This window comes from Arthrobacter sp. DMZ02-1R (assembly GCF_057747935.1).
Window position 1 is genome coordinate 4605694 of the sequence record NZ_CM173230.1, and the last position, 16769, is coordinate 4622462.

Here is a 16769-nt window from a genome sequence, read left to right on the forward strand (position 1 = left end):
AGCTTGAATCATGGAGATTTCCCCTGCTGTTGCCGATGTCCGCCCCACGCCGTGGACCGGCCGCTTCGACGGCGACGGCGATGAGCACCGCCGCTGGTGGCAAGCGGTGACGCCCCACACTCCCGGCGCCGCCACCCCCGGCGCGACAGAAACGGGCTCCCGGCCCGCCGTCGTCGTGGGCTTCCGCAGTGACGAAGGCGTGCGGCGCAACAAGGGTCGCATTGGCGCGGCGGCCGCGCCGGAGGCTATCCGCCAAGCCTTGGGCCCGATGGCTTTCCATCTGGACCGGGACGTGTTCGACGCCGGCGACGTCGTGGTGGAGGACGGCTCCCTTGAGGCGGGCCAGGAGCGCGCAGGACGCGTGATTTCGGAATTGCTCGACGCCGGCAACCTCACTGTGCTGCTTGGCGGCGGGCACGAAACCGCCTTCGCCAGCTACCTGGGCGCGGCTGGCTCGGAGGCCGTAAAAAGCGGCAAACGCCTCGGAGTCCTGAACCTTGATGCGCATTTCGACCTGCGGGACGAGCCGGTGCCGAGCTCGGGCACGCCGTTCCTGCAGATGGCACGCGCGGAAGCCGCCGCCGGCCGCGAACTGAACTACGCCGTCGTCGGAATTTCCGAGCCCAACAACACGCGCACCCTCTTCGACACGGCAGATCGCCTGCGCGTGAAGTACCTCCTGGACGAGGACTGCTCCGCGGAGGCCGTGCAGGAGTTCGTGGCGCGGTTCCTGGACAGCGTGGATGCGCTGTACTTGACGATTGACCTCGACGTGCTGCCGGCGTCGGTGGCCCCTGGTGTGAGCGCTCCCGCGGCGTATGGCGTTCCGCTGCCCATCATCAGCGCGGTGTGCAAGCAGGTGGCCGCCAGCGGCAAGCTCCTGCACCTTGATGTTGCCGAGCTCAACCCCGAGTTCGATATCGACTCGCGGACCGCCAAGGTGGCCGCGCGCCTGGTGAACACCCTGCTGGCGTAGGGGTTTCGTGGTCTTTACCCAACTGGCTGGCAGTAGTTGTCGTTCTGAGCGCTCAAAACGACAACAACTGCGTGGGCCCACGCCGCCCGGGTTCCCTGTCCGTGGGGCCACACCGGCGAGGGCCCCTGCCTGAGCTTGCGAAGGCTGGGAGCCGGTGGGGACTTGCGAGGCGAGGGTGGCGGTGGGGATTGCTTGGGCTTAGCCGACGGCGCGGAGCCTCACGGCGATGAACTGGCGGCCGGGCAGCTCGAGGCGGAACCGTCCCTCCACGGTGTCCGGGAGGGTGTCGATGGTCATGTTCCAGGTGTCGATGATGTCCACCTCGTAGACACGGCCGGCGGGCATCACGAAGTTCCGGTACGCGGGCTGGTTGAAGCCGAAGTAGCTGAGCTCGTACTCGTGCCGGATGCCCGCGGCCGGGACGTCCCAGGCGCCGGGAAGCGGTTCGAGGAATCCTCCCGGGGTTTCCGCCAGGATGCGGCGCAGGAAGGCGATCCGGTCCGGGCTGGACCCGTGCAGTTCCCCGCCCTTGGCCCACCACAGCACGTCCGCCGGGTGCATGTAGGTTTCCCCGTGTCCGACGTAGCCGCCGCGGATGGCCCCCTCCCAGAACCGCCGCGTCATTTCCTCGCCGGTGATGTTGCCCCAGCCCTGATCGATGTTGCCCTCGTAGGCGCACTCGTCGATGACCACCGGCTTCTGCCACCGGTCCCGCCACTCGCGGGTGAACTCGGCCGTCTTGTGCACGTCCTGGCGCTGGATGCTGCTGTGCGTGATCCACGGCCGGGAGTAGTCGTAGAACGCATGGCAATTGTGGATCGACAGCAGGTGCCCGCTGGGATCGTTGGCCTGGACGATGCCGGCGAAACGCTCCCAGTCCCCGGTGGTCTTGCGGAACAGCAGATCGTACTCGTTGGCCAAGGACCACCAGATGTTCCGGTGCGAGGCCAGCCGCGCCACGACGTACTTCAGGTAGCGGTCATCCTGGCCCGGGCTCATGGTGGAGAAGCCCCAACGGTCGTAGGCGTGGAACAGGATCAGGTCCGCTTCGATGCCCAGCCCGTCCAGTTGGCCGATCCTGTGTTCCAGGTGCCGGTAGAACTCCGGGTTGGGCCGCCCGTAATCGAACCCCGCTGACAGGGAACCCTCGAACGGGTACAGCTCCGGTTCGTTCTCGTTGAACAGGTAGGACTTCGGGAAAACGCACATGCGCAGCTTGTTGAACGGCCCGGCCGCCAGGGTGTCCAGGGTCTGCTTCTCCAACGCCTCGCCCTGATGGGTCCAGGCGTAGGACGTGGTGCCGACGGGCAGGTACGGGGTGCCGTCCTCATAGGCGAAGTGGAAGGTCTTCGCCACCCGGACCACGCCCCTGGCCCCGGCAGCGGCCTCGCCGGCCGTGAACGCGCCGGTGACCCCGTCCAGGGACCGGGCGTTGCTCTTGGTGGCGAACAACCACTCCCCCGCCTCCGGCACCAACAACCGCACCCGGTACACGCCATCGCCGTCATAGAACCCGGGGACACTGAGCGTGCCACCGGACGGAGACGTGAACACCGCCCGGAGCTCCACAGCGGTGAACGGGTTCCCATGCGAGGGACCAGCCAGGGTGAGCTCGAAGCGCTCCCCGGCTGCCGCCGTCGTCGGGTATGCCGCACCCGCGCTGCCGCGCTCCACCGAGCCCGGCTCATAGTCTCCGGACGGAGGGGGAACGTCGACGGCGGCTGCCGCGGCGCGCCGGGCAACTAGGTCCTCCGGCTCAAGCGACTCGATCAACCGCAGGATCTCCGCCACTTCCCCGGGCTTTCCACGGAGCCCCGGCTCTGTGCCGAGGATCAAACCCACCTCATGGAAGTAGAGCGCGTGCAGCAGCGGGCTGTTGACAAGCGAGGGGACCCGCTCCTTTACGATGCGGTTCCCTTCGGAATGGCGCATCACGGCAATGAGCGGGGATTTCGCGGTGTAGGTGGTCATCTTTGCCTTCACAGGGTTCTCGTGGAGTAAGGGACGTGGCTGTAGCCGTAGGGCCAGCCTAGGCAGTGACTGCCAAGCGGAGGGCCTGGGGATCTTCGGCGTGGGCGCCGACTCTGAACAGGACGGACGTGGCCGCAGGTGCGTCGATTGACTTCGTGGCCTGGTTCCATGAGCCCAGGGCCGTGAGCGAAACCGGAACGGCGACGTCGATTGTCCCGCCCGACGGGACGAACACGCTCAGGAACCCCGCAAGCAACCATTCGCCGGTATGGATTCCATCGGTGCGCTGCCCATAGACCTGCACCACGTGGTGTCCGTCGCGTTCCCCCATGTTGGCGACCGTGGCACGTACCGTGATTCCGTCGGGGCCCGATATGACGCTTCCCTCCCGGATGCCGAAGGTGGTGTAGGACAGCCCAAATCCATGGGGGAAGGCCGCTTCCACGCCAAGTTTGTTGAGCAGCCGCTGGCCGTGCCACCGGTCATAGGTCATCTCATGTGCATCGCGGTCAAAGGCCGGAAGGTGCTCCTCCGAGGTGGGAATGGAGTACGGAAGACGGCCTGATGGGTTGTGGGCACCGGTGAGGACATCGGCCAAGGCATGGCCGCCTTCCATTCCCGGGTACCACATCATGACGATCGCAGGCACGTTGTGGCGCCAGTTTTCGGAGATGACGGCGCCAGCGGCCACGACATTCACTACAGTGCGCGGATTCGCGGCTCCCACGGCACGGATGATCTCCTCGTCGATGGGACGCAGCCGGAGGGAAGTCCTGTCCCCGCCATAGCCTTCGCCCGCGGTCATCCCCGCGCCCTTCTTGGGCTTCGGCATTTCGACGCCGGCGGGCCGGGGCGGGAAGAGCCCCAGAAGTTCAGGGTCGGTCAGTGTGCCGGCTCCGATGAATTCGCCCTCATCCCGCTCGTCAAAGCCGACGACGACGATCGCGACGTCGGCCTCCCGGGCCGCCCTCCCGGCGGCCTCCGGATCGTCCTGGGCAACAACGATGATTCTTGCTCCGGGGAATGCGGCGTGGATCCCTTCGAGCGGCGTCGTCGAGCTCGGCGGGTGGACGTTGGATGACCCGAGGTCCCCCATGTTCGGCCGGACAGCCAGGCGCCCGATCACTGCGATGCTGCGGACCGAGTCCGCATCCAGGGGCAGGACTGCCGCTCCTCCGACCTTGTCATTTTTCAGCAGCACCATGGCACGGGCCGCTACCTCTCGTGCCAAAGCCCGGTGCTCCCCGTTGGCCATGACGGCAACGGGCGGATCCTGTTCCACGCGAGCGGCGTAGGATCTGAGCTGGACCGTCAGCAGGCGCAATCCGGCACGCTCCACGTACTCCCAGGAGGTGTGCCCCTCCTCCAACGCCTTGCGCAGGTGCATCCCGCGAACTTGGGAGAAGGGTTCTTCGACATCCAGCCCCGCATTGAGGGAGGCAGCCGCGTCGCGCAGGCCGAAGATGAAATCACTCCCCGTGATTCCATCCCAAGCCCACTGATCGCGCAAGACCTCGGTGAGGAGGTAGGTGTTCTGGCCACACCAATCACCGTTCACTGAGTTGTACGCAGTCATGATCGCCGCCGCACCCTCATTGATCGAGCGCTTGAAATGCGGCAAGTACATCTCGTGGAGCGTTGCCTCGTCGAGGGTTACATCCACATGGAACCGCGCGTTCTCCATAGAGTTCACGGCATAGTGCTTCACGCATGCCATGGCATATTTCTGGACTCCCCGCGTCAGGGCCGCCCCGAACTCGCCCAAGTGGTGGGAATCGTCGCCGTAAGTCTCTTGCGCCCGCCCCCACGCGGGATGCCGCGGCAAGTTGATGCACACACCGCCAAAAAGATTCCCGCCCTGTGCGCGGACTTCCCGGCCGATGGCCTCCCCCACCCTTTCCTCCAAGGACGGATCCCAAGTGGCTCCCCGCGCCATGGAAACGGGGAACGCAGTGCCTTGTCCAGGTACGCAACCGCGGGGACCGTCGACGAAGCGAATGCCAGGAACACCCAAGCGGGCTACTTCTCCGTGGACATAGGGCCGCTGGTTGTATCCACGCGCAATCTCGGCCATGCCCTCCCAAAAGGGCGTGTCGCCGTCGAGCAGTCCAAGTCTTTCATCGCCGCTCAACTCTTGGTACAGCGCCTTGGCTTCAGCGTGCGGATGGGATCCTGCCCTGATTCGCGCCACGGCGGCTTCAAAGGCGGTGACTTCCTGGTTCATGATCCTCACTTCGTCGTCGATCATTGCTGGCTACCTACTGGGTTTACGCAGCTTTTGGGTGGAAACAAAATTCGATTTCGGATTTGACTGCCACTATGACTTGAATCTCAGCCTTAGAGCGTCACACCTTGCGCTGAATGCTTAATTCAATTTAGCATGTGACGAGCGGCACATGCTTGTTCGGTGCCGAACCTAACCACAACGGAGTCTTAGGAAGAGGAATGATGGGCATCAAGAGCCGGCTTCTACCGACGGTGGTGACCGCCGTCGTCTCGGCCCTGGCGTTCACCGCCTGCGGCGGCACGTCAACGCAAACACAGCAGGCGCAGGCTGGACCTGCCACCGCGCCCCTGCTTCGAATCGGCTCCCTGCAGGAGCCGACCAGCTACGATCCGGCACAGGCCAACGAAGGCCACTTGGCCCCGGTCTACCAAGCCGCCTACGATCCCCTGATCAAGCTCAACCCGGACGGCACCTTGAGTCCGATGCTTGCCACCTCGTGGGAGGCGAGCGCAGACAAACTCAGCTACACCCTGAAGCTGCGCACAGGCGTCAAGTTCAGCGACGGCGAGGTCTTTGACTCCGCTGCAGTGAAAGCCAACGTGGAGCACTTCAAAAAGGCCAACGGCCCACTGGCCAGCTCTTTGAAGTCCGTCGCGTCCGTGACAACACCCGACGCGACCACCGCGGTACTGAAGCTGTCAGCGGCGGATCCCGGACTTCCGTATTCCCTAACGAATGCCGCTGGCTACATGGGCGCCCCCAACGCACTGGAGACACCGGGAATCAAGACCAACCCTGTGGGCACGGGCCCCTACGTCCTGGATACCGCCAACACTGTGGCGGGATCCAAGATCTCGTACAAGCGGAACGATTCCTACTGGGGTGACAAGCTCCCGTATGACAAAGTCGAGTTCCAGATCTTGACAGACGAGACCGCACGCCTGAACGCCCTGAAGTCAGGCCAGATTGACGCCGCAATACTCGCCCGGGCAGCGTCTGCAACCGACGCCGAAACGGCCGGGCTTTTGCACCAGCCGTATTCGACGAACTGGGAGGGCATCTTCTTCTTCGACCGTAACGGGACCATGACACCCGAGCTCAAGGATCCCCGCGTCCGCGAAGCCCTTACCCTGGCTATCGACCGTGACGCCCTCCTGCAGGCTGTCGCACTGGGCAAGGGCCAGCTGACCAGCCAGACCTTCCGCCCTAATGTCGCGGCTTACGACGCAAGCCTCGACGGCGCCTACAAGTACGATCCCGCACGCGCAAAGCAGCTCCTCAAGGATGCCGGCGCCGAGAACATGACCGTGACACTGCCGATCAGCCCGGTCTTCGACCCCGCCATCTACGACTCCATCGAGCAGAACTGGAAGGCGATCGGCGTCAAGGTGGTCCGGCACCAATGGGGTCCCGGCCAAGCAATCCCGTCAATGCTGCGGGGCGACTTCGCAGTCTCCTACATGAGCCTCGTGCAGCGTGACGACTGGCGGAACATCCAGCTGCTCATTGCGCCCAATGCTCCGTACAACCCGCTGAAGTCCCAGACCCCTGAGCTGAACGCCCTGATCCAAAAGGTTCAGACCGGCGACGAAAAGACCGCAGGCGACGCAGCCAAGCAACTCAACCAGTACCTCGTTGACCAGCACTGGTTCAGCCCCCTGTACCGCCTTGAGCAGTTCTTTTACCACGACGACAAGGTCGCCGTAGAGAACCAGGCGGAGCAAGCGGTTCCGTCCATCTACAACTACAAGCCCACGGGCAAGTAGCAACGAGGGTGCCGGGGCTGAAGCCCCGGCACCCCTTCCCCGCACCAGACCTGACCTGCACCCTGACCAAGGAGTCCAAGGTGACCAACTTCTTACTACGGCGGCTATTGTCCGCAGTGGTCCTTCTCTTGGCTGTGTCCTTCCTGGCCTATGTCCTGCTCTTCCCGGCGGCCGGCGACATCGCCCGCAACATCCTCGGGGAGAACGCATCAGAGGCCCAGGTAGCCCTCAAGAACCACGAACTCGGACTGGATCAGCCCCTGCTCGTCCAGTACTTCACCTGGCTGATGAAGGCCCTCGGCGGCGACCTCGGCGCCTCCTACTTCGGCAGCGCCTCGGTGTGGAGCACCCTCATGGTCAGGCTGCCGGTGACGCTCAGCCTGGTGATCGTCGTGACCTTGTTGACCGGCGTGTTGGCCTTCGCTTCGGGCATCTACGCCGCAGTCCGCAAGGGATGGGTGGACCGCACGCTGCAAATCCTCGCCACGCTCGGGGACGCACTGCCATCCTTCATCGTGGCGCTGTTCCTGGTCACGTACTTCGCCATCCAACTGAAATGGTTCCCGGCCACGGGTTTCATCCCACTGACGGAATCGCCTGGCGGTTGGGTCCGGGCCATCACTTTGCCGGTGATCGCCCTCACCATTGGGGGCGTCGCCGGAGTCGCCACGCAGGTCCGAAGCGCCACGCTGGAGGTTCTTCGCCACGACTACATCCGCACGGTGCGCAGCCGCGGGCTCTCCGAACGGCGGATCATCCTCACCAGCGTCCTACGCAACGCTTCCACCAACGGCCTCACTACCCTCGCGGTACAGGTAGTCGGCATCCTGGGCGGCGCCGTTGTCATCGAGTCCGTCTTCGCCCTCCCGGGGCTGGGCTCCCTGGCCGTCGAATCGACCAGCCGCACGGACCTGCCCCTCATCATCGGAGTGGTCCTCGCCGTGGTGCTCATCATCGTCATCGTCAATCTCCTCGTCGACGTCCTCGTCGCTTGGCTCAACCCGAAAGTGCGCCTGTCATGACCCTCGCGACAGAAGTCCCCACCGGCGTCGAACCCGTGGTTGCCCGCCCGGGGCTGGTCCGACGCTTCCTAGGGAACCCCCTCGGCCTGGCGTCCTGCATCGTCTTGGCGGTGATCATCGTCGTCGCAATCGTTGTGCCCCTGCTCGGCGTCCCCGATCCGAACGCGGTCAACCTCAGGGAAGCCATGCAGCCGCCGAGCGGACGGCACCTCCTGGGCACAGACGGCTCCGGCCGGGACACCATGAGCCGCCTCCTCTGGGGCAGCCGCGTGAACCTGATCGGTGCCGCCATCGCCCTCGTCGTGGCACTGGTCATCGGCGTCTCCGCCGGACTCGTGGCCGGCTACTACGGGGGCTGGTTCGACACCGCCTCGTCGTGGTTCAACAACCTCAACATGGCACTCCCCGGCATCGTCATCCTGCTGGCCGTGCGCGCCGTCGTCGGCCCCTCCGTGTGGATCGCAATGACCATCTTCGGCGTGCACCTAGCCCCCAGCTTCTACCGGGTGGTGCGCGGCGCCGTGCAGGCAGTGAAGAACGAACTCTACGTGGACGCCGCACGCGTCTCAGGGCTGAGCGACGCACGGATTATCGCCAGGCACATCCTCACCGTTGTCCGGGCTCCGGTCATCATCCAAGCCGCGCGGGTGGCCAGCATCGCCGTCGCCATCCAGGCCGGTCTCGAGTTCCTCGGCGTCAGCGACAACTCCGTCCCGTCCTGGGGCAACATGCTCAACGAGGGCTTCCGCAAGATCGTCCTCAACCCATCGCTGATCTTCTGGCCGAGCCTGGCCATCGGCCTCATGTGCATGGCGCTGGTCCTCTTCGGCAACGCCCTCCGCGACGCCCTCGAGGAACGCGGCCACTCCGGCACGAGTGCGCGCGCGGTGAAGGCTTCGAAAGCCGCCGCACCGACCGCCGCACCCGCGGCAGGCACCTCGACGACGGCGGCACCGGCTTCCGTCGCCGCGCACCCGGAAGAGGCACTCCTGTCCGTCCGGGACCTCAAAGTGGCTTACGGCACCGGTGCCACCCGGAAGGAAGTGGTCCATGGCGTCAGCTTCCACGTGGGTCCCGGCGAAGTGCTGGGCCTGGTGGGCGAATCCGGCTCCGGCAAGACCCAGACGGCCTTCGCGGTCCTTGGCCTGCTGCCCGACGGCGGACGCGTGTCCGGCGGCTCGATCACGTTTGAGGGCAAGGAACTCACCGCGCTTGGGAAGGCGGAACGCGGGGCGCTCCGAGGCACCGATATCGCCTACGTCCCGCAGGAGCCCATGAGCAACCTGGATCCGTCCTTCCGGATCGGCTACCAGCTCACGGTCCCCATGCGGACACGGCTCGGCCTGTCCAAGCAAGACGCCGAGAAGCGCGCCCTTGCCCTGCTGGCACGCGTGGGCATCGCCGACCCGGAGAAGACGTTCAAGTCCTACCCGCATGAGATTTCCGGCGGCATGGCGCAGCGCGTCCTCATTGCCGGTGCCGTGTCCTGCAATCCGCGCCTGCTCATCGCCGACGAGCCGACCACGGCACTGGACGTCACCGTCCAGGCAGAAGTCCTTGACTTGCTCCGCGACCTGCAGCGCGAAACCGGCATGGCGGTAGTCCTTGTGACCCACAACTTCGGCGTCGTTGCCGATATCTGCAACAAGGTGGCGGTCATGCAGGCTGGCCGCATTGTGGAGATGGACGACGTCGAGAAGATCCTCACCGAACCGGACCATGAGTACACCCGCAAGCTGCTCAACTCCATGCTGGAGGACGGCGCGGCCCGCCCGTATCCGTTCGATGACGACGTACTCTTCCCCAACGGCGTAATGACGTCCCCGACCCAAGGCAGGGAGTAAGCGATGCCGAACAACACACGGCTCCTCGAGGTGGATGGCCTGGCCGTGGAGTACCCCGGCCAGGGCCGGAAGCCGGCCTTCCGGGCCCTCGAAGACATCTCCTTCTCCCTCCGCCCCGGCGAGACCCTGGGCCTCGTGGGCGAATCCGGCTCGGGCAAGACGACAATCGGGCGGTCCATCCTTGGCCTGGTCAAGCCCACCGCCGGCCGGATCACCTTCGATGGCAAGGACATCACACAGGCCGGCCGTAACGAACGGCGGGCACTCAGCAGGGATATCCAAGTTGTCTTCCAGGATCCGTACACTTCGCTGAACCCGTCCATGACGGTGGAGGACATCCTCGCCGAGCCACTCACCATCCTGGGCAGGAGCGGGAAAGGCACGGCCCGGAAAGACGCCATCCAAAAGATCAGGGGCCTCCTGGACAGCGTCCATTTGCCCTCGGATGCAGGGAGCCGCCTGCCGCGGGAATTCTCCGGCGGCCAACGCCAGCGGATCGCAATCGCCCGCGCCATCGCCGTCGAGCCCCGGCTCATTGTCTGCGACGAGCCCGTGTCCGCGCTGGACCTCACCACGCAGGCACGGGTCCTGGACCTCCTCGTCGAAATCCAGGAGAGCACCGGCGTGTCCTACCTGTTTGTGTCCCACGACCTCAGCGTCATTCGCCACATCAGCCACAATGTGATCGTTCTCTACAAGGGGAGGATCGTTGAACACGGCCGGGCGGAGCAGGTAACGTCCGATCCCGTGCACCCCTACACCCGAAAGCTCTTCATGTCCGCGCCAGTACCCCATCCCACCCAGCAGCGCGAGCGGCGGGAAGCCCGGCGCCAGTTGGTGGCGGCCGCTGCGGAGCCGGCAGCATGAGTGTGGCAGCGCGGGAAGAGTTCAAGCAGAGCCCGGACGGGGTATTGTTCCGCGACCTCAACGGCAACGGCGTCATGGATCCATACGAGGATCCGCGGCGGCCTGTGCAGGAGCGGGTTGAGGACCTCTTAGGCCGGCTGTCGCTCGAGGAGAAGGCCGGCCTCATGTTCCACACAATGGCCAGCGCCACCGAGAGCGGCTCGCTTGACGATGACGCGCCACGCGCGGGCCGTTCCGGCCTCGCCGAGCTGGTTGGGGACAAACTCATCAACCACATCAACGTCCACTTCCTCCCCGAGCCCAGGCTTGCAGCCAAGTGGGTGAACGAGGTGCAGAGGCGTGCAGCGGACACTCCGCACGGTATCCCCGTGACCCTCTCCACTGATCCCCGGCATTCCTTTGCCGAAAACTGGGGAGCGTCGTTCACGGCGATCCACTTCTCCGCGTGGCCCGAGCCGCTCGGCATGGCGGCGATCGGAGACGAAGAGCTGGTCCGCGAATTCGCGGGGATCGCGCGCAAGGAGTACACGGCCGTCGGAATTCGCACTGCGCTGCACCCGACCATCGACCTAGCCACGGAACCCCGCTGGGCCCGCCAATACGGCACCTTTGGCCAAGACGCCGGCCTGGTGTCCCGGCTGGCTTTGGCGTACCTGGACGGTTTTGAGGGTGAAGCGCTCGACGACGGCAGCGTCGCCTGTATGGCCAAGCACTTCCCCGGTGGCGGTCCCCAGCTGGACGGCGAGGACGCCCACTTCCCGTATGGCCGGGAGCAGGTCTACCCGGGCGGCATGTTCGATTACCACTTGGAGCCGTTCCGCCGGGTCATCTCCCGGGGGGTGTCCGCGATCATGCCTTACTACGGCTTGCCCGTGGGCCTGGAGCTCGACGGCGAGCCGGTTGAGGAGGTCGGCTTCGGCTATAACCGGCAGATCATCCAGGGCCTCCTCCGCGACAAACTCGGGTACACCGGCGTCGTGTGCACCGACTGGGGACTGGTGACCGAATCCCGCCTTCACGGACGGCAGTTGCCGCCGCGCGCATGGGGCGTCGAGCACCTTTCCGTTGAGGACCGGGTGCTGAAGATCATCGACGCCGGCTGCGACCAGTTGGGCGGCGAAGAGTGCCCTGAAGTTGTGGTGGACCTTGTCCGCCAGGGGCGGGTCAGCGAAGAACGGATCGACGAGTCCGTGCGGAGGCTGCTCAGCGTGAAGTTCCAGCTCGGCCTGTTCGATGACCCCTACGTGGACGAATCCCTGGCAGCGCAACGGACGGGACTTCCTGAATTTGTCGATGCGGGCACGCGTGCTCAGGCCCGCTCGGTGACGCTGCTGAAGAATTCCGCGGTCCACGACGGCGGTGCTGTTTCCGCCCCGCGGCCGATCCTGCCGCTTCGTCCCGGCACGCGGGTGTTCTCCCAGGAAGTCTCCGCGGAGGCGCTGGCACTGGCCGGCCTGGAACACGCAGTCAACGCCGAGGACGCCGACGTCGCCATCGTACGGGTCAACGCTCCCTTCGATTTCCGTGACCAGTACATGCTTGAGTCAAGCTTCCATGCCGGGAGCCTGGAATTCGACGCCGGGACTATCGAGCGGGTGGGCCGGCTCGCCGAGGCGGTTCCCGTCGTCGTGGTTGCCCATTTGGACAGGCCAGCGGTCCTGACACCGCTGGAGCCACAGTGCGCCGCCATCGCCGCGGTTTATGGCGCTTCGGACGCGGCTGTCCTGCAAGCGCTGACGGGTGCGGTGCCTCCGGAGGGACGCTTGCCGTTCCAGCTTCCTCGCTCGGAAGCGTCGGTGATAGCATCACGACCTGACGTCCCTGGAGACCTGGAGGATGCCCTGTACGAGTGTGGATTTGGGATGGAGCTATGACGGTGAAGAGTCCCGAAGTCCGGCCCCGGAGGGGTTCCTATGCGCGCGGACGGGCCACCAAGGAAAATATCCTCCGCAGTGCCCTGGACGTCATTGGCCGGAACGGCTACACCGCCACGATCTTGCGGGACATTGCTGACGAGGTCGGCATGACGCAGGCTGGCCTCCTCCACCACTTCGACACCAAGGAAAAGCTGCTCGCGGAAGTCCTCCGGAAGCGTGACGAGGTCAACCGAGAGGAGCTGGCTCCTTCCTCGGACCTCAATGAGCTCCCGCTCATCATCCGGCTGGCGCACCACAACGTGGAAGTGCCCGGCTTGGTACAGCTCTACGTCAGCCTCCAGGCCCAGGCCGTGGATCCGGAGCACCCCTGCCATGAGTATTTCCTGGACCGCGACGTTGTGACCCACAGCAGGGTGACCCGGGACATTGAACGCCGCCAGAAGGCGGGGCTGTTCGATCCGGATGCGGACGCCGCAGTGGTGGCCCGCATGCTTCTGGCCCTCTCCGACGGCCTCCAGTCCCAATGGGCGATCGATCCAGCCATCGACCTGCCCGGGACCGTGGACGCCCTGTGGAACAAGTACGCGCGTCACAGCGCCGTCAGTCCGCCGTCCACAGTGAACAGCCCGCCAGTGGCGTAAGCGGAATCGTCGCTGGCGAGGAACACCATGATGCCCTCGACGTCGGCCGCCATTCCGGGGCGGCCGAGCATAGTGGAGTTGACCAGCCCGGCGCGGCTCACTGGATCGTCGGCGATGGTCTGCACAAGCGGGGTCTCGGTGTAGCCCGGGACCACGGTGTTGACGCGGATTCCTGCGGCAGCGTAGTCGGCGGCGACTACCCGCGCAAGGCCATGCACCCCTGCTTTTGAGCTTGTGTAGGCGGTGAACGTCTGCCCGCAGGCCACTACGGCGGTAGGGCTGCCGGTGCAGATGATGGACCCGCCATGACCTTCCATGGCACGGACTGCGTGCTTGAGGGTCAGGAATGCGCCGCGCTGGTTGATGGACACGGTCTTCTCCCAGACGGCCAGATCCAGGTCTCCCACGCGGGCGTCCTGGCCGAACAGCTGCACGCCAGCGTTGGCCACAACCACGTCCAGCGGGCCACCCTCGGCAACGGCGGCGTAGCCCGCAACCACGCTGGCTTCGTCGGAGATATCCATGTGTATAGCCCGCGCCAGGGCCGATCCCGTGCCGGCAGCCGCCTTCTCGGCAGCTTCCAGGTTGACGTCGGCGAAGTACACGCGAGCGCCTTCGGCGACGAAGCGCTGGGCAACGGCAAGTCCAATACCCGAGCCGGCGCCTGTGACCAGCGCGGTCTTGCCATCTAGCCGATTACTCATAGTCATTCCTCTTTCGGTTCAGTCGAAGCGGCGAACAACGGCGGTCCACGGCTCAAGTTCAATATTGGTACTGTCTCCGCCCGGCAGCCGGACGACGGCGGTCAGCGGTTTGGCTGTGAGGTTGGAGGCGAACAGGACCGTCTTGCCGCCGTCGCGCACGGGATACAGCACGACGCCGGGCACCTCGCCAGCCACGTCAAGAACCTCGCAGCCGCGCAAGGCGGCGAGGGCGGCCAGCAGCTCGCCCGCAGGCGTTAGGCCGCCGGGTCCGCGGATCCCGCGCGGTCCTGTTGCTTCGAAGTAGCTGACGGATTCGACGCCGGGAACGCTAAGGGCCGCGATGCTGCCCAGCATCCAGGCGGCCGTGAACGGCTCGGGCTGCAGCGGATCTGTGGCCATGGCTTCGGCGTCCGAATCGTCGCCGACCGTCGCTACAGCGTTGAACCTAGCCTTCAGGGTGACTGGCCCGAGGTGCAGCGGCCGTCCTAAGCCGATCCGAAGGGCATTGAGCGCCGTGAGCCGCTGCATCGGCAGGGTTTCGACGACGTGCGGCACCTCGGTGGCGTGCATCTGCGGAGTGATGCTGAACGTGACGGCGTCCGCGTCCGAGGGGAGGCGTTCCGCATTGCGGTTCAGCTCCGTGAAGTGGGACCGTGCTCCGGCAAGCAGAGTGCCGGTATAGCCGCGCCGGCCAGCGTCGAGACTGAGCCCATCCCACAGATCAGGCTCCGTGACGTGGCTGAAAGCGTCGAACACCGCGAGCCGCACCACGTTGTCGAGCGGCAGGAGGTCGAGGAGTTCTCCGATGCGATCCGGCGAATCCACTGACAGGCGTACATCCAGCGGAACGTCCAGCGCTGCGGCTTCTTCCTTGGCGCGCCGGATTGAGCGCTCCGTGTCCGGGCCGGGCGTCAGTTCGAGAAGCAGCGCATCCAAGCCGGAGATGGGTTCGGAATGCGGCCGGGACGCCGCCGCCGAAGCCGATGAAGCCGAAACCGAAAGCGCCGGCACGCGGGCCGTCACGCCGCCGAGCACTGTGAGGACAGCTTCCGGGACCGGCAGCGGTCCCGGCTCCGTCGCAGGCCCAGGCAGTGCCGTCAGGAGCACCGACTGGTGGACGCGGTCGCCGGCGGAAACTTCTACGGGGAAGGGCTTGGAAAGAGGCGTGCCGTAGGTCTTGAAGGAGGCGTCCGTCCAGTTCCGCTGGTCCTCGGTCTCGAAGACGTCGCCGTGGAAGTCGAGCCTGAAGCCGGTCCCGTCGCGCTCCCATTCCATCGACGAGATGTCCAGGAAAGGCTGGTGCGGACTGATATCCGTGGGGAAGAACGACGGCGTGCTAGCGCCGCCTGGACTGCCGATGGTCACCGCACTGCCGGCGTCGTCGGGGCGATGCAGGACCACCAGCCCGATCCGGTTGCTGCGGAAGGCATCGGGAGCGACGCCGTCGAACGTTACCTTGACGCTGTCCTTCAGGAGGTGAATGGCGAGCTCGCCTGTGTAGCTGGAGCCGAAACCGGCGAAGCCGATGTCTAGCAAGAGCGTGACACCGCCGTCGCGGGTGTGTTGCGCCACCCGGCTGACGGTGGGCAGGAGGGTGCGCCAGTCGTGGTCGCGGACCACTGCTCGGATGGCGCGGAGTACCGGAATGCCGTTGAACGTGATGTCCGAGAGTTCATCGTTGCGTAGCTCGGCACACCATCCTGCCGCCTCCACCGCTTCCGATGGAGCAAACAGCCTGGCGTGGTTTTCGTCATTGATCACAGCAGGCCTTTGCAGCGAGGACGGAAGTAGGCGTAACCAGAGTCAATTGTGATGGGCACCACGCCACAAGTCAACCGGTTGACCAATATTTGATCCACGCGGCGCGACCAGCGTCGCCAACAGCCAGGCCCGAACGGCCGCAGGAGCGGAGCTATTGGGCTGCGTCGTAGCCCGCCAGCAGGCGACGCGACGCCGTATCCATATGCGAGACCATGGCGTCCGTCACCAGGGTGATGTCGCGGGATTCGAGGGCCTTGAAGATCGCGCGATGCTCGGCGAGCGCCGCGGCGGCGTGACCCTCATCGGTCAGCGCCCTGTCCACCCAGATCCGCAGGAGAGATCGAATGCTCTGCAGGAGTTCCTGCAGGACCTGGTTCCCGGAAGCAGACGCGATTTCCTTGTGGAATGCGGCGTCGGCTTCGACGAAGACCACGAGATTATCCAGGCCGGCCTCCATCGAGTCGAGGTTGGCGCGCATGCGATCCAGCGCCTCATCGCTAATGCGGGCTGCGGCCAGCTGAACCGCTTGGACCTCCAAGCCGCTGCGCAGCTCGACAAGTTCGCGCGTGCGCGGCTCGCCCAGCATGAGCCCCCAACTCAAGGTACGGGGCAAGAGCTCGGAGGCGCCGTCGCGCAGGTACGTTCCGGATCCGGGCCGCACGATCACAATGCCGAGGATTTCCAAAGCAGCTAACGCTTCGCGCACCGCTGAACGCCCGACGCCGAGTGATGCCGCCAGTTGCCGCTCCGCAGGGAGGCGCGTCCCCGCCGCAATGTCGCCGCTGGTGAAGTACGCGAGCAGCCTCTCCGCGACCTCGGAGACGACGGAGCCGTGCTCCATGGGGGCAAGAGCTGCCGTCATATGGGCCGCTGCTGCGGCGGGATTCGCTGACATCTTCACAGCGTAGCAACCGGATGACCAATTTCTGACGCTCCCTGACGCCCCTCGATCGCTTGCCAGCGGAGAGCGATCAATAAAATAAGATCAGTCAACCGGTTGACCAATTTGCCTTCGGAGGCTTATGGTTTTTATCACACGCTTAGCTCGGTCCTGAGGCATGGAAGTCCACGGATCGGCACTAAGAAAACCCGAGAGCCGTCCAGTCCACCGAA

Annotated in this window: 12 protein-coding genes; 7 read left to right on the forward strand and 5 right to left on the reverse strand. The window is 65.3% G+C overall.

The annotated features are described in order from the left end of the window. Window positions 1–10: 10 nt before the first annotated feature. The gene (gene hutG, locus AC3ANQ_RS21895; protein WP_488302982.1) at window positions 11–976 is read left to right on the forward strand and encodes a formimidoylglutamase; all 966 of its coding nucleotides are present in this window, start codon (window positions 11–13) and stop codon (window positions 974–976) included. Between the two features lie 198 nt (window positions 977–1174). Here hutG and AC3ANQ_RS21900 read toward each other — a convergent pair whose 3' ends face one another. Continuing rightward, a complete protein-coding gene (locus AC3ANQ_RS21900) occupies window positions 1175–2947 on the reverse strand; it encodes a DUF5605 domain-containing protein (RefSeq protein ID WP_488302983.1) in 1773 nt (590 codons plus the stop codon). A gap of 58 nt (window positions 2948–3005) precedes the next feature. Then, on the reverse strand, window positions 3006–5195 hold the full coding sequence (locus tag AC3ANQ_RS21905; protein ID WP_488302984.1) for a glycoside hydrolase family 3 protein: 2190 nt from the start codon (window positions 5193–5195) through the stop codon (window positions 3006–3008). 197 nt (window positions 5196–5392) lie between these two features. Between AC3ANQ_RS21905 and AC3ANQ_RS21910 the strand changes: the two genes are divergently transcribed. From AC3ANQ_RS21910 to AC3ANQ_RS21935, 6 genes are all read left to right on the forward strand, one after another. Further along, complete coding sequence (locus AC3ANQ_RS21910; protein ID WP_488302985.1) at window positions 5393–6940, forward strand: ABC transporter substrate-binding protein; 1548 nt, start codon at window positions 5393–5395, stop codon at window positions 6938–6940. Between the two features lie 80 nt (window positions 6941–7020). Then, window positions 7021–7962 carry an ABC transporter permease gene (locus AC3ANQ_RS21915; RefSeq protein WP_488302986.1) on the forward strand — a complete coding sequence of 314 codons (942 nt, stop codon included), beginning with the start codon at window positions 7021–7023 and terminating at the stop codon, window positions 7960–7962. Next, window positions 7959–9806 carry a dipeptide/oligopeptide/nickel ABC transporter permease/ATP-binding protein gene (locus tag AC3ANQ_RS21920; RefSeq protein ID WP_488302987.1) on the forward strand — a complete coding sequence of 616 codons (1848 nt, stop codon included), beginning with the start codon at window positions 7959–7961 and terminating at the stop codon, window positions 9804–9806. The genes AC3ANQ_RS21915 and AC3ANQ_RS21920 overlap by 4 nt, the downstream gene beginning before the upstream one ends. 3 nt (window positions 9807–9809) lie before the next feature. Next, on the forward strand, window positions 9810–10673 hold the full coding sequence (locus AC3ANQ_RS21925; RefSeq protein WP_488302988.1) for an ATP-binding cassette domain-containing protein: 864 nt from the start codon (window positions 9810–9812) through the stop codon (window positions 10671–10673). Beyond that, window positions 10670–12547, forward strand: coding sequence for a glycoside hydrolase family 3 protein (locus AC3ANQ_RS21930; RefSeq protein WP_488302989.1), 1878 nt, complete (start codon window positions 10670–10672; stop codon window positions 12545–12547). Before AC3ANQ_RS21925 ends, AC3ANQ_RS21930 begins: the two co-directional genes overlap by 4 nt. Before the next feature lie 2 nt (window positions 12548–12549). Further along, on the forward strand, window positions 12550–13191 hold the full coding sequence (locus AC3ANQ_RS21935; RefSeq protein ID WP_488302990.1) for a TetR/AcrR family transcriptional regulator: 642 nt from the start codon (window positions 12550–12552) through the stop codon (window positions 13189–13191). Here AC3ANQ_RS21935 and AC3ANQ_RS21940 read toward each other — a convergent pair. The 3 genes from AC3ANQ_RS21940 to AC3ANQ_RS21950 all read right to left on the reverse strand — a co-directional run bounded on the left by AC3ANQ_RS21940 (window position 13140) and on the right by AC3ANQ_RS21950 (window position 16551). Next, the gene (locus tag AC3ANQ_RS21940) at window positions 13140–13895 is read right to left on the reverse strand and encodes an SDR family NAD(P)-dependent oxidoreductase (protein WP_488302991.1); all 756 of its coding nucleotides are present in this window, start codon (window positions 13893–13895) and stop codon (window positions 13140–13142) included. The two genes, AC3ANQ_RS21935 and AC3ANQ_RS21940, sit on opposite strands and share 52 nt — an antisense overlap. Before the next feature lie 18 nt (window positions 13896–13913). Then, window positions 13914–15656: a D-apionate lactonase family protein gene (locus AC3ANQ_RS21945; protein WP_488302992.1), complete on the reverse strand. Its 1743-nt coding sequence runs from the start codon at window positions 15654–15656 to the stop codon at window positions 13914–13916. A gap of 151 nt (window positions 15657–15807) precedes the next feature. Then, on the reverse strand, window positions 15808–16551 hold the full coding sequence (locus AC3ANQ_RS21950; RefSeq protein WP_488302993.1) for a FadR/GntR family transcriptional regulator: 744 nt from the start codon (window positions 16549–16551) through the stop codon (window positions 15808–15810). Window positions 16552–16769: the final 218 nt, after the last annotated feature.

Bases quoted from the DNA above. Each gene is read 5' to 3' on its own strand.
- AC3ANQ_RS21900 (WP_488302983.1), bottom strand. From the start codon at position 2,947: ATGACCACCTACACCGCGAAATCCCCGCTCATTGCCGTGATGCGCCAT.
- AC3ANQ_RS21940 (WP_488302991.1), bottom strand. From the start codon at position 13,895: ATGAGTAATCGGCTAGATGGCAAGACCGCGCTGGTCACAGGCGCCGGC.
- AC3ANQ_RS21905 (WP_488302984.1), bottom strand. From the start codon at position 5,195: ATGATCGACGACGAAGTGAGGATCATGAACCAGGAAGTCACCGCCTTT.
- AC3ANQ_RS21910 (WP_488302985.1), top strand. From the start codon at position 5,393: ATGATGGGCATCAAGAGCCGGCTTCTACCGACGGTGGTGACCGCCGTC.
- AC3ANQ_RS21925 (WP_488302988.1), top strand. From the start codon at position 9,810: ATGCCGAACAACACACGGCTCCTCGAGGTGGATGGCCTGGCCGTGGAG.
- hutG (WP_488302982.1), top strand. From the start codon at position 11: ATGGAGATTTCCCCTGCTGTTGCCGATGTCCGCCCCACGCCGTGGACC.
- AC3ANQ_RS21920 (WP_488302987.1), top strand. From the start codon at position 7,959: ATGACCCTCGCGACAGAAGTCCCCACCGGCGTCGAACCCGTGGTTGCC.
- AC3ANQ_RS21930 (WP_488302989.1), top strand. From the start codon at position 10,670: ATGAGTGTGGCAGCGCGGGAAGAGTTCAAGCAGAGCCCGGACGGGGTA.
- AC3ANQ_RS21950 (WP_488302993.1), bottom strand. From the start codon at position 16,551: ATGTCAGCGAATCCCGCCGCAGCAGCGGCCCATATGACGGCAGCTCTT.